The organism is Bradyrhizobium sp. AC87j1, assembly GCF_002936975.1.
Taxonomy (GTDB): Bacteria; Pseudomonadota; Alphaproteobacteria; order Rhizobiales; family Xanthobacteraceae; genus Bradyrhizobium; species Bradyrhizobium shewense.
Genome location: NZ_PTFE01000039.1, coordinates 24781 through 50580, shown reverse-complemented (window position 1 = coordinate 50580; position 25800 = coordinate 24781). Strand labels below are relative to the sequence as shown.

Annotated in this window: 21 protein-coding genes; 16 read left to right on the top strand and 5 right to left on the bottom strand. The window is 64.7% G+C overall.

Annotated elements, in window-relative coordinates:
• Nucleotides 1-98 precede the first annotated feature (98 nt).
• Nucleotides 99-3221, bottom strand: coding sequence for a CHAT domain-containing tetratricopeptide repeat protein (locus CV770_RS20840; RefSeq protein ID WP_161500010.1), 3123 nt, complete (start codon nt 3219-3221; stop codon nt 99-101).
• A 386-nt stretch (nt 3222-3607) separates the two neighbouring features.
• Between CV770_RS20840 and CV770_RS20835 the strand changes: the two genes are divergently transcribed.
• The gene (locus tag CV770_RS20835) at nt 3608-4870 is read left to right on the top strand and encodes an MFS transporter (protein WP_104463649.1); all 1263 of its coding nucleotides are present in this window, start codon (nt 3608-3610) and stop codon (nt 4868-4870) included.
• A gap of 6 nt (nt 4871-4876) precedes the next feature.
• On the opposite strand, the gene CV770_RS20830 is transcribed toward CV770_RS20835, so the two are convergent.
• The gene (locus CV770_RS20830; protein WP_038949013.1) at nt 4877-5551 is read right to left on the bottom strand and encodes a Crp/Fnr family transcriptional regulator; all 675 of its coding nucleotides are present in this window, start codon (nt 5549-5551) and stop codon (nt 4877-4879) included.
• A 337-nt stretch (nt 5552-5888) separates the two neighbouring features.
• On the opposite strand from CV770_RS20830, the gene CV770_RS20825 reads away from it, so the two are divergent.
• The 7 genes from CV770_RS20825 to CV770_RS20800 all read left to right on the top strand — a co-directional run bounded on the left by CV770_RS20825 (nt 5889) and on the right by CV770_RS20800 (nt 13037).
• Nucleotides 5889-6710, top strand: coding sequence for an ABC transporter ATP-binding protein (locus CV770_RS20825; RefSeq protein WP_104463664.1), 822 nt, complete (start codon nt 5889-5891; stop codon nt 6708-6710).
• A complete protein-coding gene (locus CV770_RS20820) occupies nt 6707-8638 on the top strand; it encodes a long-chain fatty acid--CoA ligase (RefSeq protein ID WP_104463648.1) in 1932 nt (643 codons plus the stop codon). Before CV770_RS20825 ends, CV770_RS20820 begins: the two co-directional genes overlap by 4 nt.
• Nucleotides 8639-8643: 5 nt before the next feature.
• Nucleotides 8644-8760, top strand: coding sequence for an ABC transporter (locus CV770_RS41690; protein WP_146101324.1), 117 nt, complete (start codon nt 8644-8646; stop codon nt 8758-8760).
• On the top strand, nt 8757-9650 hold the full coding sequence (locus tag CV770_RS20815) for a branched-chain amino acid ABC transporter permease (protein WP_091959133.1): 894 nt from the start codon (nt 8757-8759) through the stop codon (nt 9648-9650). Before CV770_RS41690 ends, CV770_RS20815 begins: the two co-directional genes overlap by 4 nt.
• 3 nt (nt 9651-9653) lie before the next feature.
• Nucleotides 9654-10727 carry a branched-chain amino acid ABC transporter permease gene (locus CV770_RS20810; RefSeq protein WP_104463647.1) on the top strand — a complete coding sequence of 358 codons (1074 nt, stop codon included), beginning with the start codon at nt 9654-9656 and terminating at the stop codon, nt 10725-10727.
• Between the two features lie 44 nt (nt 10728-10771).
• Nucleotides 10772-12055 carry an ABC transporter substrate-binding protein gene (locus CV770_RS20805; RefSeq protein ID WP_028143366.1) on the top strand — a complete coding sequence of 428 codons (1284 nt, stop codon included), beginning with the start codon at nt 10772-10774 and terminating at the stop codon, nt 12053-12055.
• A gap of 142 nt (nt 12056-12197) precedes the next feature.
• A complete protein-coding gene (locus CV770_RS20800; protein WP_104463646.1) occupies nt 12198-13037 on the top strand; it encodes an ABC transporter ATP-binding protein in 840 nt (279 codons plus the stop codon).
• A 4-nt stretch (nt 13038-13041) separates the two neighbouring features.
• On the opposite strand, the gene CV770_RS20795 is transcribed toward CV770_RS20800, so the two are convergent.
• Nucleotides 13042-14196, bottom strand: coding sequence for an AGE family epimerase/isomerase (locus tag CV770_RS20795; protein ID WP_201759953.1), 1155 nt, complete (start codon nt 14194-14196; stop codon nt 13042-13044).
• Between the two features lie 86 nt (nt 14197-14282).
• Here CV770_RS20795 and CV770_RS20790 point away from each other — a divergent pair, with 86 nt between their 5' ends.
• Entirely contained in the window at nt 14283-15506 is a 1224-nt protein-coding gene (locus CV770_RS20790) for a phenylacetate--CoA ligase family protein (protein WP_104463645.1), read from the top strand.
• Between the two features lie 2 nt (nt 15507-15508).
• Here the strand turns inward: CV770_RS20790 and CV770_RS20785 are convergent, their stop codons facing one another.
• Nucleotides 15509-17146 (bottom strand): carbamoyltransferase family protein, encoded by a 1638-nt coding sequence (locus tag CV770_RS20785; RefSeq protein ID WP_104463644.1) that lies wholly within the window; start codon nt 17144-17146, stop codon nt 15509-15511.
• 197 nt (nt 17147-17343) lie between these two features.
• On the opposite strand from CV770_RS20785, the gene CV770_RS20780 reads away from it, so the two are divergent.
• From CV770_RS20780 to CV770_RS20750, 7 genes are read left to right on the top strand one after another with little or no spacing between them, the layout of a single operon-like run.
• Nucleotides 17344-18720, top strand: a complete 1377-nt coding sequence (locus CV770_RS20780; RefSeq protein WP_104463643.1) for a GHMP family kinase ATP-binding protein — start codon at nt 17344-17346, stop codon at nt 18718-18720.
• 22 nt (nt 18721-18742) lie between these two features.
• Nucleotides 18743-20662: an N-acetylneuraminate synthase family protein gene (locus tag CV770_RS20775; RefSeq protein WP_245453809.1), complete on the top strand. Its 1920-nt coding sequence runs from the start codon at nt 18743-18745 to the stop codon at nt 20660-20662.
• Complete coding sequence (locus CV770_RS20770; RefSeq protein WP_104463641.1) at nt 20662-21351, top strand: acylneuraminate cytidylyltransferase family protein; 690 nt, start codon at nt 20662-20664, stop codon at nt 21349-21351. The genes CV770_RS20775 and CV770_RS20770 overlap by 1 nt, the downstream gene beginning before the upstream one ends.
• Nucleotides 21344-22105, top strand: coding sequence for an SDR family oxidoreductase (locus CV770_RS20765; protein WP_201759952.1), 762 nt, complete (start codon nt 21344-21346; stop codon nt 22103-22105). The genes CV770_RS20770 and CV770_RS20765 overlap by 8 nt, the downstream gene beginning before the upstream one ends.
• Nucleotides 22102-22950 (top strand): sugar phosphate isomerase/epimerase family protein, encoded by an 849-nt coding sequence (locus CV770_RS20760; RefSeq protein ID WP_104463639.1) that lies wholly within the window; start codon nt 22102-22104, stop codon nt 22948-22950. Before CV770_RS20765 ends, CV770_RS20760 begins: the two co-directional genes overlap by 4 nt.
• Nucleotides 22947-23708, top strand: a complete 762-nt coding sequence (locus tag CV770_RS20755; protein ID WP_104463638.1) for an SDR family NAD(P)-dependent oxidoreductase — start codon at nt 22947-22949, stop codon at nt 23706-23708. The genes CV770_RS20760 and CV770_RS20755 overlap by 4 nt, the downstream gene beginning before the upstream one ends.
• A gap of 13 nt (nt 23709-23721) precedes the next feature.
• Nucleotides 23722-24561: an SDR family oxidoreductase gene (locus CV770_RS20750; protein WP_104463637.1), complete on the top strand. Its 840-nt coding sequence runs from the start codon at nt 23722-23724 to the stop codon at nt 24559-24561.
• A 77-nt stretch (nt 24562-24638) separates the two neighbouring features.
• Here the strand turns inward: CV770_RS20750 and CV770_RS20745 are convergent, their stop codons facing one another.
• Nucleotides 24639-25778, bottom strand: a complete 1140-nt coding sequence (locus CV770_RS20745) for a hypothetical protein (RefSeq protein ID WP_201759951.1) — start codon at nt 25776-25778, stop codon at nt 24639-24641.
• Between the last annotated feature and the right edge of the window lie 22 nt (nt 25779-25800).

Here is a 25800-nt window from a genome sequence, read left to right as displayed (position 1 = left end):
GTGCAGGAAGAGCAAGCGGTGGTTGGTTAACGGCCGCGAGCGCGGCTTCACTCATCCCCGCAACCAGCCGGTTCAGCGCGCGGCGGCGCGCTGAACCGCTAGATGGCGCCGGCCCCCACCAGCACGAAGGGCGCCCAAGTTGCGGGCTGCGCGCTCTCGCCGCCCTTGGTGATCAGTGCCGAGATCGAGCGACGCAGCGCCTCTGCTCGGCCGATATCGGGATGCGTCTTCATCGCGTCGATCGTGCCGGTGGTGATGGCGACCGCGGCGTCGGAGTTCACCGCCCAGTGCGACACCAGCAGCGCGCGCGTGCCGGCATAGAAGAAGGCCCGCGCAAGACCGGAGAAGGCCTCCGAATTGGCGGCCTGCCCGCCAGCGGTGTTGCAGGCCGACAGGATCACCCAATCGGCATCGAGCTTGAGGCCGGAAATCTCCGACGACGAGAGATAGCCGTCATCGGTGGACGTCGGCGCCGCCGGCGGGCTGAGGATCAGTCCGGGCTCGATCGATCCACGCACCTGCCCCGCAAGCGCGCCATGGGTCGCAAAATGCAGGATGCGGTATTTCGCGAGATCGCCGCTCTGGCCGAGCGCCTTCATCCTGGTCTCGGAGGCGTCGCCGGCGAGGACGACGTCGCCCTTGATGGGCGCGAAGGTGCTGGCCACCGCGCACAGTTCGAGCGCAGTTTCCGGCAGCGGCATCTGCCGCCTGAGCTGCACGATGTCCGCAGTGCCGCCCGACAGCGCGTCCACGGCGCGCAAGCTCCGTTGTGCGACCTGGGTCGCCTGCGTCGGAATAGCGGCGCAGGTCCGAATCTGGCGCGCCAGCTTGGCACGCGCCACCGCGACATCGCTGCGGCCATCGCCGTCGAGCATGGGATTGCCGACGCCGAGAAACGGTTTCGACGCCGCGCTCTTGCGTGCGACCTGCCGCAATGCCTTGAGGCTGGAGACTGAAGGCAGCACTGTGGTGGCAAATCGCTTGACCAGCCAGGGTGCCTTCGTGAGGTCCCCACCTGCCGGGGGCCTGTCGGTCAGCAAGACCTGAAAGGGCAGCGTCGCCAGCGGGCCTGACGGCACCAGGATCAGCTCCTTGCCGTCGATGTCGCGCGCGACAGGCCCGAGCAGCGCCTGGTAGAGCGCAAAGGCGCGCTCCTGGTCGAACGGCAATGGCTCGTCCGCCCCAAGCGGGGTCTTGCGGCCGAGCTTCTGCGGACATGTGGTCGCCTTGTCCAGCCATGCATCCGTATCCAGACCGCAGCGCAAGGCGCCGACGGCCTCAGCGAGTTGCTTTTCGCCGAGATCCGCCGAATGCCAGCGCACGTCCGAGCGCGTCACGGTCCAGACGAAGGTGGCGCGTGACGTCGTCGTGAACAGCAACATCGCCTCGTTGGGACGAAGCTGCTTCTGGGCATCCTCGATTGCAATCGGCGCCTTAGTGACGAGCGCTGCGTAGTCCGGAAACTGCGCAGCGATCGTGCGATCCAATTCCCGGATTTGACCTGAGATGGCCGAGGCTCGGGCACGAAGCGCCTGCTCCGCCGCCGGGTTGCGCGCAGCATCCGCCTGCGAGATCGCCGCCACGAGCATCTTGTCGGTCGCGACGGCTTGCGCGCCGAGATCCTGCCGCTCACGGACGCGCGCGGCGAGATCCCCGCTACCATCGGCGATGCGGGCCGACATACCGGCAATCGCCCGCGCAGCCTGCTCGTCACCGATCCATTGCGCCGCCTCGAACGCCTGCGATCGCAAGGCGCCGGCCTGCCCCGCATTGGCGCTCGCGAGGTTATAGGCGGCTACGATCAGTCCGGGATGGGGATTGGTCTCTTCATGGACCTTCACATCGCCGCGGCTCTCCTGCTCGGCGGCGCGGCGGCCGTTCTGGATCGCGACCGCGCGCGCGAACGCGTCGCGGGCCTGCTGCCAATCCTTCAAATCGATATAATGGGCGCCGAGATTGGCGAAGCTGTTGGCAACATCCGGATGCTGCTCGCCGAGAGCGCGCAGGCGGATATCCAGCGCGCGCTTCAGCAGCGGCTCGGCCTCCTGCGGCCGGCCGGTGCTGTCCAGAATGACGGCCAGATTGTTGAGACTGTTGGCGACCAGCGGGTGAGAATTCCCGAGCGCGGCCTCGCGTATCGCAAGCGACCGGCGCGCGAACGGTTCGGCCTCGGCGTAACGATCGGCCTCGCTCATCAGCGTCACCAGATTGTCGAGCGCGATCGCGACATCCAGATGCGCCGGACCGAGCGCCTTCTCACGGATCGCCAGCGACTTGCGGAACAGCTGCTCCGCCTCCTGCTTGCGATTGAGATGGGCCCAGGCCTCCGCAAGGTTGTTCAATGCCGTCGCCACGTTCGGATGCGCTATCCCGACGCCCTTCTCCTGAATCGCGAGTGCGCGGGTCAGCAGCCCCTCGGCCTCGGCGTCCCGGCCCTCGCGCCAGAACACCAGGGCCAGATTGTTGAGGCTCGCGGCGACATCGGGATGATCAGGTCCGAGCGCCTTCTCCCTGATGGCCAAAGTCCGCCGGGCCAATTGCTCGGCCTCCGGAAGCCGTCCCTGCGCGCGCCGGAGCTCGCCGAGATTATTGAGGGTCGCCGTCAGATAGATGCTGTCCGGGCCATGCTGCTTCTCCTGCAGCACAAGCGCTTCGGCAAAATTCGCCTCGGCCTGCTGCAACCGGCCTTGCGCGCGATTGACCTCCGCGATGTTGTTCAAGGTCACCGGGATCATGATGTCCGCCTGACCCGACGACTTCCGGAACACCGCGAGCGCTTTATTGAACAGGTCGAGCGCCTCGGTCTCCTTTAACTGGCGGTGACGGAGATTGCCGAGCTGCATCCGCGCCAGCGCCGTGGTGAGATGGTCAGGGCCCAGCACGCTCTCGTCGATGGCGATCGCGCGCGACATGTCGCGTTCGGCATCGCCGAGCCGGTTCTGGCCGAGCTCGATCTGGCCCAGCGTGGCGAGCACGGCTGCGACATCGGGATGATTGGGACCAAGGCTCTTCTCGCGAATGACGAGGGCCCGCCTCAACACGCTTTCGGCCTCAGCGGTCTCGCCTTTCGTCTGGAGCGCCTGACCCAGCACGACCAGCGTGGTCGCGGTCAGGGGCGATTGTCGCCCCGTGCTTTTCTCGGCCTCAACGACGAGCTTCCTGGCAAAGCCGACCGCCTCGCCATAGCGGCCCTCCTTCGCCAGCGCCGTAATGCGCTGCATCAGCGCCAACAAGTCTTGCGACCCCGCCTGCCCCGGCGAGACCATGACGCTTACGAGAAGTACAAAACAAAAAGACTGCGCGGCAAACCTCGGCCACCGTACCCACATGCTGCGATCGCTCCGATTCCCCGCGCCCGCGACCTGTTGGGCCACAGCAAGATGAAGACACTATGACCGCCTCCTGCGTCCATGGACGAACCGATCGCAGAAACCAGGGGAAGACATTCGCACGGACCGGTCACGCGCCTGCAGCGGACGTGCTGATGCAGCCATGCATGGCAGCATGCGGCCGGTCCGATTGACACGAGCGTCGCCAACGCTACGTTGCTGATCGGAAAGAAGAAACAACAAGGCAAGGGATTCGCCGTGACACGCGTCATCGCGTCTTGAGCGCAGCCGCGCGGCCGTCGGCGCTCGCGCCATTCCGCATCCGCAACTATCGCTTCCAGTGGCCGTCCGACCTGCTCACATCCTGGGCGTTCGAGGTCGAGACGCTGGTGCTGGGCTGGTACATCCTGGTCGAGACCGGCTCGGTGCTGCTGCTCACCGTGCTTGCCTCGCTCCAATTCGTCGGGACCTTGGTCGCGCCGGTGTTCGGCATGATCGGCGACCGCATGGGTCATCGCGATCTGCTGGTCGCGATGCGTCTTGCCTATACGGTACTCTCTTCGACCATCATGGTTCTGGCGCTGACCGGTCATCTGTCGCCGCTGAGCGTCATGATCATCGTCGCGGTCATGGGCCTGATTCGCCCCTCGGATCTCGGCGTCCGCGGCGCGCTGCTCGCCGAGATCATGCCGGCCGAGCAGCTGGTCGGTGCCATCAGCGTTGCGCGCACGACCCAGGACAGCGCCCGCATCACCGGAGCGTTGACAGGCGCTGGGCTGTTCGCCGTCCTCGGCATTGGCCTCGTTTACGTGGCGATTGCCTGTCTCTACTTCGTGGCCGCGCTTCTCATGCTGTGTCTGATCCGGCCCAAGAGGACCGTCATCACGAGCGATCTTCCGGCAAACAGTCATGCGGTGTCGCGGCTGCTGGGAGACCTCAAGGAAGGGATCGTCTACGCCTGGAGTGGCCCGGGAATGCGTGCGGCGCTGTGTGTCGCCTTCCTGGCCAATCTCACCGCATTTCCCTTCACTGGCGGATTGCTGCCCTACATCGCCCGGGAGATCTTTCATACCGACCAGACCGGCCTCGGTTACCTCTCGGCGAGCTTCGCGGTCGGCTCGCTGATCGGCTCCATCACGCTGAGCCTCGTCAGCGGCGTGCGCATTGCCCGGCTTCTGATCGGCGCGACGCTGGCCTGGTACGCCATGCTGCTGATATTCGTCGAGATCAGGACCATGCCGGTGGCGATGGCCTGCCTCATGCTCGCCGGCATCGCCCAGAGCATGTCGATGATCTCGGCGGCCGTGATCCTGATGCGCACCGCAAGCGCACACCTTCGCGGCCGCGTGATGGGCGTGCGCATGATGGTGATCTACGGCCTGCCGATCGGATTGCTCGCGGCCGGCAGCCTGATCGACATCATTGGTTATTCCGCGACAGGCTCGCTCTATGCCGCCGCCGGCTTCATCGCGATGCTGGCGATCGCGATCCGCTGGCGCGCCGACCTCTGGCCGGTCCATGCACCCGCGAATGCGCGATGACCGCGCCTAATCGCCATACCCGCGCAGCCGCTCGATATCGAGGATGGTGACGCCGCCATATTCGAGCCGCAGTAGTCCCTCCTTCTCCAGCCGGTTCAGCGCGCGGTTGGCGTTCTGGCGGGACATGCCGGAGAGCGCACCGATCTCCTCCTGGGTGATCTCCAGATGAGCGGTCGATTCCGGATAGAGGATCGGATTGAACAGTGAGGCGATGCTGCGGGCGAGGCGCGCGGTGGCATCCAGGGTGCGGTTGACCTCGAGCATGCCGATGAACTGGCCGAGCCGTTCGTTGAGCTGACGCACCAGAAAGCGGTTGAAGCCGACGCTGTTCTCGAACAGCCACATGAAGGCGCTGCGTTCCATCAGCGCGACGCGGCTGTCGCGCAGCGCGACCACGTCATAGCGGCGCGGCTCGTTCTTGAGCACACTGCCCTCGCCGAACCAAGCGCCCGCCGTCAGCCCGGCGAGGCTGGTCTCCTTGCCGTCCCTGGAGACCCCGCCCATGCGGGCAAGGCCGCCCACCATGCCGGCCCAATAGGCAAAAATATCACCGCGCATGAACACGGTCTCGCCGGTGCCGTAGGACCGCTCCGTGATTCCGGCGCGCGCGACCTCGATCTCCGCTTGCGTGAGCTCGCGCGACCAGGCGGCGACGCGCTTCAGTTGATCTTCTGAAATCATGATCTCGCGGCCAGCCGCACCGTTTCGTCACTCCGTCTTCTGCTGCATTGCAGCATGATGATTCCAACCGCCATCCGACGAAAGATGAAGGCCGCCGCCGCCCGACAAACTTTGTCGCAGAATTGTCAGCCGCGAGACATTTCAAAATAGCGCTTTCCCCTATTGAGGACCACCTCGGACGATGCGGCTTTTGATCCCTGACGGGAACGAGAGTGGCGCGGGTCCGGTCGAGACCATCTGCTGCATGGCCTCACCGGCACCACCGTACTAGGATCGCTGGGCAGGAACGGACGAAGAGCGCCACTAAAAAGCGCCATCACCGGGAGGGTTTCGTTTGGTGGCTACCAGTCTTGAAGTACGCGACGTGTCCCTGCGATTCGGCGGCGTCCGGGCGCTGACCGACGTCGGCTTCTCCATCAGGGAGGGCGAGCTGTTCTCGATCATCGGCCCTAACGGCGCCGGCAAGACCTCGATCGTGAACTGTATTTCCGGCCGCTACAAGCCGACCGAAGGCCAGCTGTTCTACCAGGGCCGCGACATCACCGCCCTGACGCCGAACGCCCGGGCCTCGCTCGGCATCGGCCGCACCTTCCAGAACCTGGCGCTGTTCCACCACATGAGCGTGCTCGACAACATCATGGTCGGGCGCCATCACCTCCTGAAGAACAATTTCCTCACAGGCTCGCTGTACTGGCTCACCGGCGCGCGCAAGGAGGAGCTCGAGCACCGCCGCAAGGTCGAGGAGATCATCGACTTCCTCGACCTCCAGTCGGTGCGAAAGGCCACCGCCGGCACCCTCTCCTACGGCTTGCGCAAGCGCGTGGAGCTCGCCCGTGCCATGGCGCTGGAGCCGCGTCTGATTCTCCTCGACGAGCCGATGGCCGGCATGAACTTCGAGGAGAAGGAGGACATGGCCCGCTACATCGTCGATCTCAACGAGGAATTCGGGATGACGGTGGTGATGATCGAGCACGACATGGGCGTGGTGATGGACATCTCCCACCGCGTCATGGTGCTGGATTTCGGCAAGAAGATCGCCGAAGGCGATCCGGCGACGGTGCTCGCCGATCCCCACGTCAGGCGGGCCTATCTTGGCGAAGAAGACGAGGTGCTGGTCGATCCTGATGATGCTGCACCCGCCCAGGAGAGCGCGGCATGATGGATTACGCAGGCCGCGTCGCGCAGGCCGACACCTATCCGAAGATGCTCCGGCTCAACGCGAAGGAGCACGGCAACGAGATCGCATTGCGCGAGAAGGATCTCGGGCTCTGGCGGCTGTTCACCTGGAGCGACTACCAGACCCGCGTGCGCGACTTTGCGCTCGGTCTTCTCGAAATGGGCCTCGGCCGCGGCGACGTCATCGGCATCATCGGCGACAACCGGCCGGACTGGGTGGCGGCGGAAGTGGCGACGCACGCCATCGGCGGCCTCAGCCTCGGACTTTATCGCGACGTGCTGGACGAGGAGGCCTCCTATCTCCTCAACTATGGCGAGGCGCAGCTCGTCTTCGCCGAGGACGAGGAGCAGGTCGACAAGCTGCTCACCCTCGCCGACCGCGCGCCGAAGCTGAAGCACATCATCTATTCCGATCCGCGCGGGATGCGGAAATACGACGACCCTAGGCTGATGTCGGCGGAGAGATTTGCCGAGCTCGGCCGGGCTCGTGCCGCGCGGGAGCCGGAGCTCTACGACAGGCTGGTCGATGCCACCAAGGGCGAGGACGTCGCGATCCTTTGCACGACGTCTGGCACCACGTCCCATCCCAAGCTCGCGATGCTCGCCGCCGGACGCGTGCTCGGCCACTGCGCGACCTATCTTGCCTTCGACCCCAAGGGCCCAGACGACGAATACGTCTCGGTGCTGCCGCTGCCGTGGATCATGGAGCAGGTCTACGTGCTCGGCAAAGGCCTGCTCTGCCGGATGAAGATCAACTTCGTCGAAGAGCCCGACACGATGATGAACGATCTGCGCGAGATCGCGCCGACATTCGTGCTCTTTGCCCCCCGCGTCTGGGAATCCATCGCCGCCGATGTCCGCGCCAAGGTGATGGACGCGACGCCTCTCAAGCAGCGCCTGTTCGACGTCGGCATGAAGAGCGGCCTCGCCGCGCTCGAACACGGCAAGCGCTCGGGCCTTGCCGACGCCATCCTGTTCCGCGCGCTGCGCGACCGCCTCGGTTTCACCCGGCTGCGCTCGGCCGCGACCGGCGGCGCGGCGCTCGGGCCCGAGACCTTCAAGTTCTTCCAGGCCATGGGCGTGCCGCTGCGCACGCTGTACGGCCAGACCGAGCTGCTGGGGGCCTATACGCTGCATCCCGAGGGCAAGGTCGATCCCGACACCACGGGCGTGCCTATGTCCGACGAAGTCGAGATCCGCATCGACAATGCCGACGTCCACGGCGTCGGCGAGATCGTGGTGCGGCATCCCAACATGTTCCTCGGCTACTACAAGAATCCCGAGGCCAGCATCGCCGACATCAAGGACGGCTGGATGTTGTCGGGCGACGCCGGCTATTTCAACGCGAACCAGCAGCTCGTCGTCATCGACCGTATCAAGGATCTCGCCGAGACCTCGCGCGGCGAGCGCTTCTCGCCGCAGTTCATCGAGAACAAGCTGAAGTTCTCGCCCTATATCGCCGAAGCCGTGGTGCTCGGGGCCGGCCGCGATGCGCTCGCGGCGATGATCTGCATCCGCTACTCCATCATCTCGAAATGGGCGGAGAAAAATCGCCTCTCCTTCACGACCTACAGCGATCTCGCCTCGCGGCCGGAGGTCTATACGCTGCTTCAGAAGGAGGTCGAGACCGTCAACGCCACGCTGCCGCCGGCCCAGCGCATCTCGCGCTTCCTGCTGCTCTACAAGGAGCTCGACGCCGACGACGGCGAGCTCACCCGCACAAGAAAGGTGCGCCGCAGCGTCATCAACGAGAAATACGAGGGCATCATCGATGCCATCTACCGCGGCGATGCCGACATCCCCGTCGACACCGTGATCCGCTTCCAGGACGGCACCACCCAGCGCGTGCGGACGACACTGCGCGTGGTGGAACTCGGCGGACATGGGCACATGGCGGAGGCTGCGGAGTGAAACAAATGGTCGTCATGCTCGGGCTTGACCCGCGCATCCATCCTCTTCCGAACAATCTTCCTTCCGCATCGATGGATTGCCGGGTCAAGCCCGGCAATGACGAGCTGGGTCAACCGACATGAACACCGCCTTCCTTATCCAGCTCCTGGTCAACGGTCTCGTGGTCGGCACGCTCTACGGCGTGGTCGCGATGTCGTTCGTGCTGATCTACAAGGCGACGCAGGTCGTCAACTTCGCGCAAGGTGAATTGCTGCTGGTCGGCGCCTGGGTGTGCTGGGCTCTGCTCGCCAAATATCAGGTGCCGTTCTGGATCGGCATGCCGATGACGCTCGTGTTCATGTTCGTGTTCGGCATCGCGGTCCAGGTGCTAATCCTGCGGCCGATGATCGGCGAGCCCATCATTTCCGTGATCATGGTGACGATCGGCCTCTCCACCGTGCTCCAGGCAACGCTGAAATGGATGTTCGGCGTCAATCCGCAGCCGTTCCCGCGCGTGTTCGAGAGCCAGTCGGTCAGCTTGCTAGGCTTACAGATCCAGACCGTCTATGTCATGAGCCTGGTGGTCTCCGTCGCCATGATGATCGGCATGGCCTGGTTCTTCCGCGCCTCCAAATACGGCCTTGCGATGCGCGCCACCGCGTTCAACCAGCAGGTCGCGCAATCGCTCGGCATTTCCGTGAAAAGCGTGTTCGCGATGGCCTGGGCGATCTCGGCGACGGTGTCGGCGGTCGCGGGTGTCGTCGTTGCGGTCGTGAACGGCGTGTCCTCGGGCCTTGCCGCCTACGGCATCAAGGTGTTTCCGGCGGCGATCCTCGGCGGACTCGACTCCGTCGGCGGCGCCGTGCTCGGCGGCATCATCATCGGCCTGCTCGAGAACGTCGCACAATATATCGACAGCGAGTACCTGCACTGGGGCAATCTCTACGAGATCGCACCGTTCTACGTCCTCATCATCGTGCTGATGATCAAGCCCTACGGGCTGTTCGGCACCCACGACATCGAGCGGATCTGACCCATGGCCGGCCCTGCCCTCATTCCTGCTGGTGATTTCCGCACCTCTTATGCGGCCGACACCACGATCTTCCCGACCACGACCAGCCGCAACTTCACCATCGCAGGCGTGCTGTTGCTATGCCTCGCGCCGCAATTCTTCAGCGGATACTGGCTCAGCATCCTGATCCAGATCGGCATCTTCTCGATCGCGGCACTCGGGCTCAACATCCTGGTCGGCTTCACCGGCCAGATCTCGATCGGCCATGCCGCCTTCTTCCTGCTCGGCGCTTTCACCTCGGCTTACATCTCCAACAATGCGCCGATCCCGGTGTTCTTCGCGATCCCGCTCGCCGGAATCGTCACCGCGCTGGTCGGCCTGATCTTCGGCATCCCAGCGGCGCGGCTGAAGGGGCTCTATCTCGTCATCGCGACGCTGGCCGCGCAGTATATCCTGCTCGACTTCTTCTCCCGCGCCGAATGGTTCACCGGCGGCTCGGTGCCGGCGAGCGCCAACCCGTTCTCGATCTTCGGCTACACGCTGCGCGGCGACAAACAGTATTTCTACGTCGTGCTGGCCTATGTGCTGCTCAGCTACATCCTCGTCACCAATTTGATGCGCACCCGCGACGGCCGTGCGCTGGTGGCGATCCGCGACCATTATCTCTCGGCCGAGATCATGGGCATCAACCTCACCAAATATCGTACGCTGTCGTTCGGGCTCGCCGCCTTCTTCGCCGGCATCGCCGGCGCGCTCTACGCGCACTACCAGCTCGTGGTGTCGCAGGAAGGCTTCGGCATCGAGCGCTCGATCCTGTTCCTGGCCATGATCATCATCGGCGGTACCGGCTCGATCATGGGCACGTTGATGGGCACCGCCTTCGTGGTGCTGCTGCCCGAAGGGATGGAGTTCATCAGCCATTATTTGAAGGGCGGCGCGATCGACAAGGCGCTGTCGCTCAACACCAACATCACCTTCCTGCGCGAAATCGCGATCGGGGTGATCATCATCGCCTTCCTGATGTTCGAACCCGACGGGCTCGCGCATCGCTGGCGGCAGATCAAGGCGTATTGGAAACTCTACCCGTTCTCGCATTGAGCGCGGGCAACTTCACTTAAACAATAAACAGGAGGAACCGACCCATGACGATGAAATCGCTTTTGAGCACCGCATCGCTCGCCGTCGCGATCGCCGCATTCTCGGCCGGCGCACAGGCGCAGATCGCGATCGGGCACCTCGCCGACTATTCCGGCGGCACCTCCGACGTCGGCACGCCCTATGGCCAGGCCGTCGCCGACACCTTCGCCTGGGTCAACAAGAACGGCGGCGTCGGCGGCAAGCAGCTCAACGTCGACACCAACGACTATGGCTACCAGGTGCCGCGCGCGATCGCGCTCTACAAGAAGTGGTCGGCGCCGGACAGCAAGGTCGCCGCGATCATGGGTTGGGGCACCGCCGACACCGAGGCGCTGACCGGCTTCCTCGCCCAGGACAAGATCCCCGACATGTCCGGCTCGTATGCTGCCGCCCTCACCGATCCCGAAGGCGTCAGCGGCAAGGCCAAGCCCGCTCCTTACAATTTCTTCTACGGCCCGAGCTATTCGGACTCGCTGCGTGCGATGCTGATGTGGGCGGCCGAGGACTGGAAGGCCAAAGGCAAGTCCGGCAAGCCGAAATTCGTGCACATGGGCGCCAACCATCCCTATCCGAACGCGCCGAAGGCCGCCGGTGAAGCGATGGCGCAGGAGCTCGGCTTCGAGGTGCTGCCGCCGCTGGTGTTCGCGCTCGCGCCGGGCGACTACAGCGCTCAGTGCCTGAGCCTGAAATCCTCGGGCGCCAACTACGCCTATCTCGGCAACACCGCCGCCTCCAACATCTCGGTGATGAAGGCCTGCAAGACCGCCGGCGTCGAGATCCAGTTCATGGGCAATGTCTGGGGCATGGACGAGAACGCCGCCAAGACGGCCGGAGATGCCGCCAACGGCGTGATCTTCCCCTTGCGCACCGCGGTGAGCTGGGGCGGCGACGCGCCCGGCATGAAGACGCTGATGGAGATCTCGAAGATGTCCGACGCCAGCGGCAAGGTCTACCGTCCCGTGCACTACGTCGCGGCGGTCTGCTCGGCGCTGTACATGAAGGAGGCGATCGACTGGGCTGCCAAGAACGGCGGCGCCACCGGAGACAACGTCGCCAAGGGCTTCTACCAGAAGAAGGATTGGGTGCCGGCCGGCATGGAAGGCGTCTGCAATCCCTCGACCTGGACCGACAAGGACCATCGCGGCACGCTGAAGGTCGATCTCTATCGCACCAAGGTCTCGGGTGCGACCGACGGCGACCTCAACGATCTCATGGCCAAGGGCACGATCAAGCTCGAGAAGGTCAAGACCGTCGAGCTGCCGCGCAAGCCGGAATTGCTGGGCTGGTGAGCCCGGCGCTCACCCCACGACAACTGTCATCCCCCGCGAAGGCGGGGGATCCAGTACGCCGCGGCTTCTCGATGAATCGCCAGCGCCTCTGGAATACTGGGTCACCGCCTTCGCGGGTGACGACAGCGGAGAATGAAGACGCATGTCCCAAACCATTGAAGCAACCCGCTCAACTCCCACCGCCGTGGCTCCCGCCGCCCTCCTCGCCGTGCGGAACATCGAAGTGGTCTATGACGACGTCATCCTGGTGCTGCGCGGCCTCAGCCTCGACGTACCCAAGGGCGCCATCGTGGCGCTGCTGGGCGCCAACGGCGCCGGCAAATCGACGACGCTGAAGGCGATCTCGGGGCTGCTCAAGACCGAGGACGGCGAGGTCACACGCGGCGAAATCGTGTTCGAGAATGAGCGGATCAACGGCATTGACCCCGACAAGATCGTCCGCCGCGGCATCTTCCAGGTGATGGAGGGCCGGCGCATCGTCGCCGACATGACCTCGCTGGAGAACCTCAAGCTCGGCGCCTTCACCCGCAGGGACCGCGAGGTCGATGCCGATCTCGACATGGTGTTCAACTATTTCCCGCGCCTGAAGGAACGCACCGGCCTTGCCGGCTATCTCTCCGGCGGCGAGCAGCAGATGCTCGCGATCGGCCGCGCGCTGATGGCGCGCCCGAAGATGATCCTGATGGACGAGCCGTCGATGGGCCTGTCGCCGCTGCTGGTGAAAGAGGTGTTCTCCATCATCCAGAAGATCAACCGCGACCTCGGCGTCACCATCCTCCTGGTCGAGCAGAACGCCCGCGCCGCGCTGTCGGTGGCGAGCCACGGCTACATCATGGAGCAGGGCAAGGTCGTGCTCGACGGCACCGCCGACGAATTGCGCGACAACGAGGACGTCAAGGAATTCTACCTCGGCGGCGCTGGCGACCAGCGCAAGAGCTTCAAGAACCTCAAGAGCTTCAAGCGGCGCAAGCGCTGGCTCTGAACTTTTAGGGTTCGAGCACCTGCTCCGCTTCCGTGACCGCGCAGAGAACATGATAGAACGACGACGCAGGAATGGTGTCGATGAGCGACTTGCCGTCGCGATCGAACTGGTCGTACCAGCCGCCCCTCACGGGATGGCTGAGATAATGCCGTTCGAGCCGCACCAGCGCCGCACGCGCTTCGTCCGCCGCGCCCGCTTCGCCGGATTCGGCCTGCGCGATCCACGCCTTCGCGATCTCGGTCTGCGGCCACAGCCGGCGCGTGCTGCGGCGGATATTGCCGATGTCGTCGCCCTCGTCGACCAGGCAGCCCGTGGCCTCGTCACGATAGCGCATCGAGGTCGCAAGCAACTCGGCACGGCGCTGACCGGTCGGGCATCCCGTGATGCGCTCGAACCCCTTCAGCAGCCAGACCCATTCCGCCTGGTGGCCCGGCTCGACGCTGACCGGCTCGATCTTCGACCAGTCCTCTTCGAAATACTCGCCGAGCGCACACTTCCGCTTGTCGTAGAGATTGGCCAGGAACAGCGCGAAGAACTCGCCCGCACGGTTCTGGAACGACAGGTCGTGGGTCGCGTCGAAACACGCGATCATCGCCTCGAACAGGTGCATGTGCGGGTTCTGCCGGCGCGGCAGCGAAACCGGAAGGCCTTCGTGCACGCCTCCATGCGGCGAGCGGAGATGGCCGTCGAGGAAAGCCAGCAGCGCGTCGATCTCGGCACGAACCTGCGCATCCTGGTCGAGCGCGTAGACGGTCGCGAGCGCAAACAGGATGAAAGCGTGATCGTAGGCATCGCGCCGGCCGTCCAGCACCGCGCCGTCCGGCGTCAGCCAGTGCACGTAGCCGGGCTTGCCGTCGGGCGCTTTGGCTTTGCCGAGCAGATGCTCCAGCCCCTTCAGCGCGATGGCGCGGCCCTCAGGGTACCAGCCCATTTGCGCGGCCTTGGCGTAGCAGTAGATCTGGCGGGCCTGCACGAACACGCGCCGTGGCGCGGCCGCATCCGCAGCTCCGTCGCGGTGCAGCCGGTCGATGAATCCGCCTGCGGCAGGATCCCAGCCGACGGTCGACCACAGCGGCAGCGTCTCCTCGATCATGCGGCGCTTCAGGCGCGCGACGACGTCCGTCGCCTCCTCTGCCGCAATGATTCCTTCGTCCGCCATCGCGTCCTCTCCAGGCCTCACCAATGGCCGTCTGATACCCACGCCAGCGGCGGCGCGCAACGGATGCCAACACGGAAAGAACAGCCATGACCGCGCACTACGATGCCCGCGAGACGCGCGAACAAGCCGCCCGCGAGGCCGATCTGTTCTCCCACCTGCCGGAGGTGCTGCGAGCCGCGATGGCCGCCCCGGCCTATGCCGAGCGGCTGAGAGGTCTCGATCCCGCCGCCGTGACCTCCCGGGAGGCGCTGGCGGGCCTGCCGGTATTGCGCAAGTCGGAACTGCCCGCCCTGCACAAGGCCTCGGCGCCCTTCGGAGGCTTCGTGGCGGCGGCGCCGGGGTCGTTTGCCCGCCTCTTCACCTCCCCAGGGCCCATTTTCGAACCGGAGGGGCGGCAGGCCGATCCCTGGCGCGGCGCAAGGGCGCTGTTCGCGGCCGGGTTCCGACCCGATGACATCGTCCTCAACACCTTCAGCTACCATCTCACCCCCGGCGGCTTCATTTTCGATGCCTCAGCGCGGGCGCTCGGCTGCGCCGTGATCCCGGCAGGGCCCGGCAACACCGAACAGCAATTCGAGCTGATCGAGGCCTACCGCCCGGTCGGCTACAGCGGCACGCCGGACTTCCTGAAGATATTGCTCGATGCCGCAGCGAGTTCGGGACGGGACGTCTCCTCGATCAAGCGCGCACTGGTTTCTGGCGCGGCGTTCCCGCCCTCGCTGCAGGCTGAGATCAAGGCGCGCGGCATCGATGCCTACCAGGCCTTCGGCACCGCCGATCTCGGCCTGATCGCGTTCGAGACCGAGGCGCGCGAGGGCATGGTCGTGAACGAGGATCTGATCATGGAGATCGTCAAGCCCGGCACCGGCGATCCCGTTGCGCCGGGCGACGTCGGCGAGATCGTGGTGACGTCGCTCGATCCGCACCATCCCTGGATCCGGCTCGCCCTGGGCGACCTCACCGCAGCGCTGCCGGGCCTGAGCAAGTGCGGCCGCACCAACATGCGCATCAAGGGCTGGATGGGCCGCGCCGACCAGACCACCAAGGTCAAGGGCATGTTCATCCGTCCCGAACAGATCGCCGAGATCGGCAAGCGTCATTCTGCGCTCGGAAGACTGCGCCTCGTCGTCACACGGCAGGGCGAGACCGACGCAATGACGCTGAAAGCGGAAACGGCGGCCACGAGTGACGCCCTGCGCGAGGAGATTGCGACCAGCTTGCGCGCCGTGACGAAACTCGGCGGAAGCGTCGAGTTCGTCAGTCCCGGCGTGCTGCCGAACGACGGCAAAGTGATCGCGGACGAACGCTAGTCTCAACTCGACTTCGAGAGCCGATAGTTACCGAGGTACAAGACGTCCAGCCCCGAGCAGAAATAGGTATGCAGCGCCTCCAGCGGTGCGTTCACCGTCGGCTGCTCGTTGATGTTGAGGCTGGTGTTGATCAGGACCGGCAACGCGGTCGCTTTCGCGAACTCGCCGATGAGGCGGCTGTAGAGCGGGTTGCTGTCCGCATGGACGCTCTGGATGCGCGCGGTGTTGTCGACGTGGACCACCGCCGGCATGGTCTCGGCGACTTTCTCGTTGACGGGGAACGTCACCACCATGAAGGGCGCATCGAACGTGTCCTCGAAATACTCGGCCTGGCGTTCGTACAGCACGGACGGACAGAACGGGCGGAATTCCTCGCGATATTTGATGGTGAGGTTGATGCGGTCCTTCATTCCCGCATGCCTGGGATCGGCGAGGATCGACCGGTTGCCGAGCGCCCGCGGACCGTACTCCATCCGCCCCTGGAACCAGCCCACCGTCTTCTGCTCGGTCAAATCGGTGACGCAGCGCGACACGGGATCGTCGAGCAGCTCGAACCGCGCGCCGATCTTGTCCAGCATCTCCCGGATCGTGTCGTTGGAATATTCCGGTCCCCAGTAAGCGTGGGTCAGCGGTGCGATGGCGTGGCCCGCCTCCGCGCATTTCATCATCGCGGCGCCGAGCGCCACGCCGGCGTCATGCGGCACCGGCGGAACGTAGAGACGCTTGACGGACGGCTCGGCCGCGATCTCCATGTTCATCTTGCAATTCAGCCCGACGCCGCCGGCGATGCAGACATCACCGCAGCCGGTCTCGGCAATCGCTGTGCGGATCACCTCGGTGGTGACGATCTCGAGCTGCTTCTGGCCGCTTGCGGCGATGTTGGTCAACCGCTGATCGAGCGGCTGACCGCGCAGCCGTCGCGGTCCCAGAATCTCCTCCATCTTCTCGGTGAAGATGCGCTCCTGCCGTGTCGAGAAATCGCTGGTGAAGATCTCGGCGTCGCGCCTGCGCTTGTCGAGCTCGGGATCGAGCTCGTAATTGATGCCGTTCGGATGCAACAGCTTGGCGAACTTGTCGAGATAGTCCGGGCTGCCGTAGGACGACAGACCCATGACCTTGTACTCGTCATTGGTCATCTGATAACCGAGATACTGCGTCAGCATCCCGTAATAGAGCCCGAGACTGTTGTTGCGGCCGAACCGCGTCAGCACGCGGAAGTCGTTGCCGCGCGCATGGGCGACGAGGCCGGAGCTGGAATCGCCCGAGAAGTCGAAGCAGGCCACGGTCGCCTCCGAGAAACCGGAGCCGTAGAACGAGCTCGCGGCATGACAGAGGTGATGGTCGTAGAGTTCGATCTTCGGGCTGTGGCCGAACTGATACTTGAAATACTCGGTGAGACGCTGCGTATAGTTGGTGTAGGTCTTCAGCGGCGAGCAGATCCAGTCGACGTCGCGCATGGTGATGCCGGCCTGCTTCAGGCAGAAGCCGATCGCCCCGCGCGGCAGCTCGCCGCGCGCATGTTTGGCCAGCGTGAAGCGCTCCTCCTCGGCAGCAGCGATCAGCTCCCCGTCGCGCAGCAAAACCGCTGCACCGTCGTGATGCCCGTGCTTGATCCCCGAGCTGATTCCGATCACATACATGTCGCGTGGACCCCTCGGGAGCCTTCTATAGAAACCGCGGCCAATGTAAATCGGCCCCGGCCCGACCGAAGCGCTTGACGCCGGCCATTTTGGCCCGATGCCGCCGGGCGCAGGAACCTTGCATCGCCCCTGCCGCTCCCGTATTACCAACCCTGCTGCGATATGGCCTGGAATTGGCCCTTCCTGGACCCCGAAACGTGCTTGAACGAACTCTCGTCACCATCGCCGAGACCGAGACCATTGAGGAAGCCTTCCGGCGCCTGAATGCGAACATGCTCGGCATCCTGTTTGCACAGGACGCGAGCGGACGAATCGTCGGCGCCGTGACCGACGGCGACATCCGCAGGCGCATGCTGACCGGCACCACGATCCAGGACCGGGTTGCGACCTGCATCAATCGCAACTTCGTCTCGGCGAGGGCCGGCGGTCCGCGCGAGCAGATCCTCAAATTGCTCGATCAGCGCGTGCACGTGGTGCCGATCCTCGATGGCGAAGGCCGGCTCGTCGACGTGTTCAGCCGAGAGCTGTTCAACCTGTCCGAAGAGAGCGAGGTGTTCGCTCGCGCCCGCTCGCCGGTGCGGATCAGCTTCTCCGGCGGCGGCACCGACTTGACGCACTATTTTGTAGAAAATGACGGCGGCGCGGTCATCAACGCCACGATCAAGATGTATGCTCATGCGACGCTGCGGCGCCGGAGCGATTCCAGCATCCGGATCTATTCGCATGATTTCCGCAGCACGATCGAGGCCGACAATCTCGCAGAGCTCGGAACCGACGGGAATCTTGCACTGGTCAAGTCCGTCGTGCGCCTGATCAAGCCGACTTACGGATTCGAGCTCGAAGTCTCCGCCGACTTCCCGGTCGGCTCAGGCCTCGGCGGCTCGGCGGTGGTCACATCCGCCATCATCGGCTGCTTCAACGAATTCCGCGGCGACCAGTGGGACCGCCACGAGATCGCGGAGATGGCGTTCCAGGCCGAGCGGCTGATGCTCAACATCCCCGGCGGCTGGCAGGACCAGTACGCCACCGTGTTCGGCGGCTTCAATCACATGGAGTTCTTCTCCGACCAAAACACCATCGTGCCGCTTCGTCTCGACCCCAACATCATCGCCGAGCTCGAGGAGAGCCTGGTGCTCTGCTACACCGGCTCGGGCCGCGATTCCGGCGCCATCCACCGCGACCAGAAGGCACAGCACGAGACCAGTGACGCTGTCGCTGCGGCCGCCAAGCAGAAGGAAGTGACGCGCGACATCCGGCGGCATCTCCTGCGTGGCCAGCTCCTGGAATGCGGCCGGCTGATCGACGAGGCCTGGCACGCCAAGCGGAAGTTCAGCTCGAAGATCTCGTCGGACGCGATCGATTCGATCTACGATTTCGCCAAGCAGCACGGCGCGGTCGGCGGCAAGCTGCTGGGCGCCGGCGGCGGCGGTTACTTCATGTTCTTCGTACGTCCGTTCGAGCGCTACCAGCTCATCGCCGCGCTGGAACAACAGGGGCATAGCTGTTCGCGCATCATGTTCGAAGAGAACGGGCTGCGAACGTGGAAGTCGCGTTTTCCCGCGCGATTTGCCTGACGGATATGAGACGAGAATGTTGATGACATCGCCCAAACAGCCTGCTCCGGTCCGCATCGGCAACCGTCTTCTGGCCGATGGCGAGCCCTGCTACGTCATTGCCGAGATCGGCAACAACCACAATGGCGACTTCGACCGCGCCATTGCGCTGGTCGATGCCGCGGTCGCGGCCGGTGCCGATTGCGCCAAATTCCAGATGCGCAAGCTCGACGAGGTCTATCGTGCGTCGAGCCTGTCCGGAAAGGACGACGACCTCGCGGTCGAGTACACGCTCGATCTGTTGCGCCGCTTCGAGCTTCCGACGGCGCAGCAGAAGAGGATCGCCGAATATTGCGCGGCCAAGGGCATCCAGTATCTCTGCACGCCCTGGGACGCGAGTAGTGTCGCCGTGCTCGAAGGTTTCGGCGTGCAGGCCTACAAGGTCGCCTCGGCCGACCTCACCAACCTGCCGCTGCTCGCGCGCCTCGCCGCCACCGGCAAGGCGCTGATCGTCTCGACCGGCATGAGCACCTCGGACGAGATCAAGGCCGCGGCGAAATTCCTCGACGAGCGCAACGCCGGCTACGTGCTCCTGCATTGCCAGAGCACCTATCCGGCCGCGCTCCACAACATCCATCTGCGTTTCATGGAAACGCTGCGCGAGATTCATCCGGTCGTCGGCTATTCCGGCCACGAGCGCGGCGTTGCCGTCTCGACGGCGGCTGTCGCGCTCGGCGCAGTCGTCATCGAACGTCACATTACGCTCGACCGCGAGATGGAAGGTCCGGACCATGCCGCGAGCCTGGAGCCGGAGGAATTCAAGTCGCTGGTCTCGGGCATCCGCGAGGTGGAGGCGGCGCGCGGCGAAAAGCGGGCCGAGCGCGCGCTGAGCCAGGGTGAATTGATCAACCGCGAAAACCTCGCCAAGAGCCTGGTGGCCGCGCGCGACCTTTCGGCCGGCACCGTGATCTCCGAAGCCGACATCGCGGTGAAGAGCCCGGGACAGGGCCTGTCGCCGCTGAAGATGCCGGCGCTGCTCGGCCGCAAGCTGACGCGGACGATGGCGGCCGACGACTATTTCTTCCAGAGTGACCTCGACGAAGGCGCCGCAAAAGCACGACGCTACCGCTTCGACCGCCCCTGGGGCGTGCCGGTGCGCTATCATGACACCGAGCGCTTCCTGGAGATCTGCCAGCCCGACATCATCGAATTCCATCTCAGCTACAGCGACATGGAGCGCGATCCCGCGGCGTATCTGTCCGGCACATATGATCTCGGCTTCGTCGTGCATGCGCCAGAGCTGTTTGCCGGCTCCAAGCTGATGGACCTGGCAACGCCTGACGAGGCGCTGCGGCGCTATTCGCTGGAGCAGACCCAGGCGGTAATCGACATCACCCGCGGCCTGAAGAAGTACTTCCCCAAGACCAAGCGCCCGCCCATCGTCGCCAATATCGGCGGCTTCACCATGGACGAGCCGCTGCCGCCGGAGGAGAAGGCCGAGCGCTACCGCATCTTCGCGCAGAGCTTGACCGAGCTCGACATGGACGGCGTCGAGCTGACGCCGCAAACCATGGCGCCATTCCCCTGGCATTTCGGCGGCCAGCGCCACCAGAACATTTTTATCTTCCCGGACGAGTCCGCCGCGTTCTGCGCCAAGCATGATCTGCGCATGTGCGTCGACATCTCGCACACGAAACTCGCCGCCAATCATTTCGGCTTCGACTTCGCGCAAGGCCTCGCCCAGCTCGGGCCGCACACCGCGCATCTGCATTTCGGCGACGCCAAGGGGCTCGACGGCGAGGGTCTTCAGATCGGCGAAGGCGAGATCGATTTCGACGACATCGGACAGGTGCTGCGCAAGCACGCGCCGGGCGCTTCCTTCATTCCGGAAATCTGGCAAGGCCACAAGAACATGGGCGAAGGCTTCTGGACCGCGCTCGAGCGCCTCGAGGGACACATCTGATGGCGCGCAAGACGCTGGCCGTGATCGCCGCACGCGGCGGCTCGAAGGGCATCCCGCACAAGAACCTGCTCGATCTCTGCGGCAAGCCGCTGATCGCCTGGACGGTCGAACAGGCGCGCGCCGCACGCGGCGTCGATGTGGTAGCCGTGTCTTCGGACAGCGACCAGATCCTCGCCGCGGCTGAAGCCGCCGGCGCGGTCGGCGTGCGGCGCCCCGACGACATTTCCGGCGACCTCGCCTCCTCCGAATCCGCCTGGCTTCATGCGCTCGATGCGACCGATGCGCGGATGGGACGGTTCGAGCGGATCGTCGCGCTCCAGGCGACCTCCCCGATCCGCGAACCCGGGGACATCGAGAACGCGCTTGCGAACTTCGATCGCGACCATCTCGACAGTCTGCTCTCGGTCTGCGAGGTCGAGGACTATTTCAACTGGCGGATCGGCCAAAGCGGACCGGAGCCCATCAACTACGATTATCGCAACCGGCGCATGCGGCAGCAGATCGAGAAGCGTTATCTGGAGAACGGCTCGTTCTACGTCCTGATCCCCTCCCTCCTGCGCGAGCAGAATAACCGGCTCGGCGGCAAGATCGGCTTCCACGTGATGGAGCGTCACAAGATGTTCCAGATCGACCGTCCCGAGGACGTCAAGCTTTGTGCCGCCATCATGCGCAGTTACGGCTATGCCTGATCTCAGCGCCTTCTCGCTCAAGGACAAGATCGCGGTGGTGACCGGCGCCTCGCGCGGCATTGGCGCGGCCATCGCGACCGGCCTGCAGGATGCCGGCGCTGCGGTGTTCGGCCTCAGCCGTTCCGGGACCGCGCCGCAAGGTGTGACCGCGATTGCCTGCGATCTCTCCGACGACAAGGCGATCGAAAGCGCGTTCCGCACGATCGCGGCGCAAGGCCGTGTCGACGCACTGGTCAACGCCGCCGGCATCAGCCTTCCCCCGCAAAGCACCGAGAGCGAGCTCGCGCGCTTCCGTGCTACGGTCGCGACCGACCTCACCGGCGTCTACGCCACCATCCTCGCCGCCTATCCCCTCTTGAAGAAGGCGGGATCGGCTGCGATCGTCAACGTCACCAGCATCAATTCGATCCGAGGCTTTCCCGGCAATCCGGGCTACGTGGCGGCGAAGGCGGGGCTTGCCGGGCTGACGCGCGCGCTCGCCGGCGACTATGCGCCCGACGGCATCCGCGTCAACGCGCTTGCGCCGGGCTATGTCGCGACCGAGATGACCGCGAAGAGTTATGCCGATCCTGTCATGCACGAAGAGAGGCGCCGTCACACCATGCTTGGCCGCTGGGGACAGCCCATCGACATGGTGGGCGCCGCCGTCTTCCTGGCGTCGGAAGCCTCAGCCTATGTGACCGGTCAGGAGATCTTCGTCGACGGCGGCTGGATCGCCAAGGGTCTCGCCATCAGTTCGGATAGCAAATCGTGACCACAACGCTGCAACGCATCGGCCTCATGCAGGGACGGCTGTCGGCTCTGGTCGACGGCAAGATCCAGGCGTTCCCCTGGGACGAGTGGCGGGACGAGTTTCCACGCGCGAAGGAGCTCGGCCTGACGCGGATGGAATGGACCATCGATCAGGAACGGCTGCGCGAGAACCCGCTGACGACCGAGCCGGGACAGCAGGAGATTCTGGCGCTGTCGCGCGAGAACGGCGTGCGCATCCCGAGCCTGACCGGCGACTGCTTCATGCAGGCACCGTTCTGGAAGGTCGATGCCGTCGTGCGCGACGCACTCGTCGCCGACCTCGATCTCCTGATCGCCGCCTGCAGCCGCATCGGCATCGAATTCGTCGTGATCCCGCTGGTCGACAACGGCAAGATCGAGCGCGAGAACGAGAGCGATACGTTGAAGCGCGTGCTGCTCGCGCGCTCCGAGCAGCTTGCGAAACGGAACGTCAAGATCGTCTTCGAATCCGATCTGCCGCCCGGCGAGCTCGCCCGTTTCATGGAGGCGTTTCCGCCGGACGTGTTCGGCATCAACTATGACAGCGGCAACAGCGCCTCGCTCGGCTATGACAGCGACGAAGAGATCGCCGCCTACGCGCCGCGCATTCTCAATGTGCACGTGAAGGACCGCATTCGCGGCGGCACCACCGTGCCGCTCGGCACCGGCAACGCGGACCTCGCCAAGACGATCCGCCTGATCGAGCGCTCCGGCTACAAGGGCCAATACATCCTGCAAACCGCACGCGCGGCCGACGGCGACCATGCCGGCGTGCTGGCGAAATATCGCGATATGACGGTTCGCTGGATCGAGGACGCCGTGCGATGAAGCTCGAGCTGAACGATCGTGTCGCGCTCGTCACCGGCGCCAGCCGCGGGATCGGGCTTGCGATCGCGACGACGCTCGCGGCAGAAGGCGCAAAAGTCGCGCTCGCCGCGCGCGGTTCCGAGGCGCTCAACGCGGCGCGCGCGGCGATCGGAGGCAGCGCGTCGGTCCATGTCGCGGACGTCACTGACCCTGCCGCTGCGAAGGCACTGGTCGCGGGCGTCGAGAAGCAGTGGGGCCGGCTCGACATCCTCGTCTGCAATGTCGGTAGCGGCGCCTCCGTGCAGCCTGGCAAGGAAACCGCGGCAGAATGGTCGCGGGTGATGGACCTCAATCTGTTCGCCGCGACCAACATGATCGAGGTCGCCCGGCCGCTGATGGCGGCCGGCAGCGGCGACCGGGCGATCGTCTGCATCTCTTCGATCGCCGGCATGGCAGCGCTTGGCGCTCCCGTGACCTATTACGGAGCGAAGGCGGCCCTTAACGCGACCGTGCGCGGTCTCGCGCGACCGCTGGCGCTGGAAGGCATCCGCATCAATGCGGTCGCCCCCGGGAACATCCTGAGCGCAGACGGCACATGGGCGCGCAAGATCGCGGAAAACAGGCAGGCGGTCGACGACATGCTCGAGCGCGAGGTGGCGTTGCGCCGGCTCGGCACGCCCGAGGAAATCGCCGACGTCGTGACCTTCCTGGCTTCGCCCCGCGCCGCCTTCATCACAGGCAGCGTGATGGTGGCCGACGGCGGCCAGCTCAGAAGCTGAACAGGAGCCTTCGATGGCAACCCCCTCCTCCCGCTACGACCTGACCGGACGGACCGCGCTCGTGACCGGTGCCGGCGGCCTGCTGGGCAAGCAGCATGTCGCGGCACTCACTGAATCCGGCGCGCGCGTGATCGTCACCGACGTCGGCCTGGCGCAGGCCGAGGCCGCCGTCACGGCGTTGAAGCAGGCAACGCCTTCAGCCGATCTGATCGCGCTCGAGATCAACGTCACCTCGCTCGATTCGGTGCGGGCCGCAAACGAGCAGCTTGCAGGCCGCGGCGTCACCGTCGACATCCTCGTCAACAACGCCGCGATCGATCCGAAGGTGACTTCGAGCCCGGGCGTCATGCACTCCTCGCGCTTCGAGGCGTTTCCGGTGCCGCAATGGCAAACCGAAATTGCCGTCGGCCTGACCGGCGCGATGCTGTGCGCGCAGGTGTTCGGCGGCGAGATGGCCAAACGGGGCCGCGGCGTGATCCTCAACATCGCCTCCGATCTCGGCGTGATCGCGCCGGACCAGCGGCTCTACCGCCAGCCGCAGGTGACGCGCGAAGAAGAACAGCCGGTGAAGCCCGTGACTTATTCGGTGATCAAGCATGGCTTGATCGGGCTGACGAAATATCTGGCGACCTATTGGGCCGATCACGGCGTGCGCGTGAACGCGATCTCACCGGGGGGCGTCTTCAACAACCAGGACCCAGCCTTCGTTGAACGACTGACGCGCCTGATCCCGATGGGCCGCATGGCCGATGTCGACGAATACCGCGCGGCAGTGCAGTTCCTCTGCTCGGACGCCTCGAGCTACATGACCGGGCAGAATCTCGTCATGGATGGCGGGCGGAGCGTCTGGTAGCGCACGCGGTGCCGGCATGAGGATGGCAAGACCGCGCTCGCCGCCGCTTCAGCCGTAATCCCAAAGCAGCACCGGCCTCAGCCGCTACCGAGTTGCGCCTCGCTCTTGCCTTCCAGCAATTTCCCGAGCCCTTCGCTGGCCACGAAGACGAGCCCTGCAAGCCCAGGTATGATGAGCCGCGTCTCGGAGAAATCCGCTATGAAAAAGACGAGCCCCACATGGACCAAGCAAGCCGAACCGACCACGGCGATCGTCCGGGTGAGGGCAAACGTCCTCACGATCGCGATCGCGAGCACAGGACTGGCGATCGCCACCACGAGCTTCATGGTTAGAAGATTGCCGACCAATTTGCTGAAGTCGCCATTGGTGACCAGGAATGACCTGTAATCCGTTCCGGGATGCATCCAGATCAGCGTCTTCGGTACGGCCAGCGAGATGCCGACCAGCAATCCGAACACGACCCATTCTTTCAGTATGGGCCATCGCCGCTCGAAAGCTGCGAGGGCCAGCAGCGAGAACGCCGAAGCGAACACGACATCGGTCCGCCCGAAACTGATGATCAGCGCAGAAACGATCGCGGCGGGATATCGCCGCGAGGTCAGCAGAAAGAGCTGCCAGAACAGGCCACCCGCGATGAAGACGGGACCCATGCGTCCCGGATACATCGCGGTCTGCGTGTAGAATGCAAAGGTCAGCAAGCAGAGCCACGATGCAGTCGGCGAGAGAAGCAACGTCGCCAGCGCGAACACTGCAAGAAACGACAGGGAATCGAACAAATAGTTGGCGATGATGTGGGTGTGAAACGTCGAGCCGCCGTGGGTGCGATCGTCGCCGAATATCTGGACGTAGGCCTCGGTGATCTTGGCGAGCAACGGCCGCATGACGCCCTCGACAGCGTCCATATGGGCAAACTCGCGCTCGTGATCGAGACTGAACTGCATCTGCTCACGCAGCAGGTTGGCTTCGTGCGCGGTGATGGACAGCGCAAGGCAGCAACTGACGAGCAGTCCCAGCGCGACAGGATTGAAGAAGCTCCGTCTCACCTTGAACAGGAGCAGCAGCGGAACGAGCGCGACGGCCACGTAGAAGGCTATCCCGGCGTACCGCAGCAGGCCCGGGAGATACCTGTCAGAGATATTCACCCAATACCAGGTGATGACCAGAACGTTCGAGACCACCCAGAACCCGAGCACCAGGCCGAGGGATGGGGTCTTCATGTGATCGTCAAACTTCAGCAAG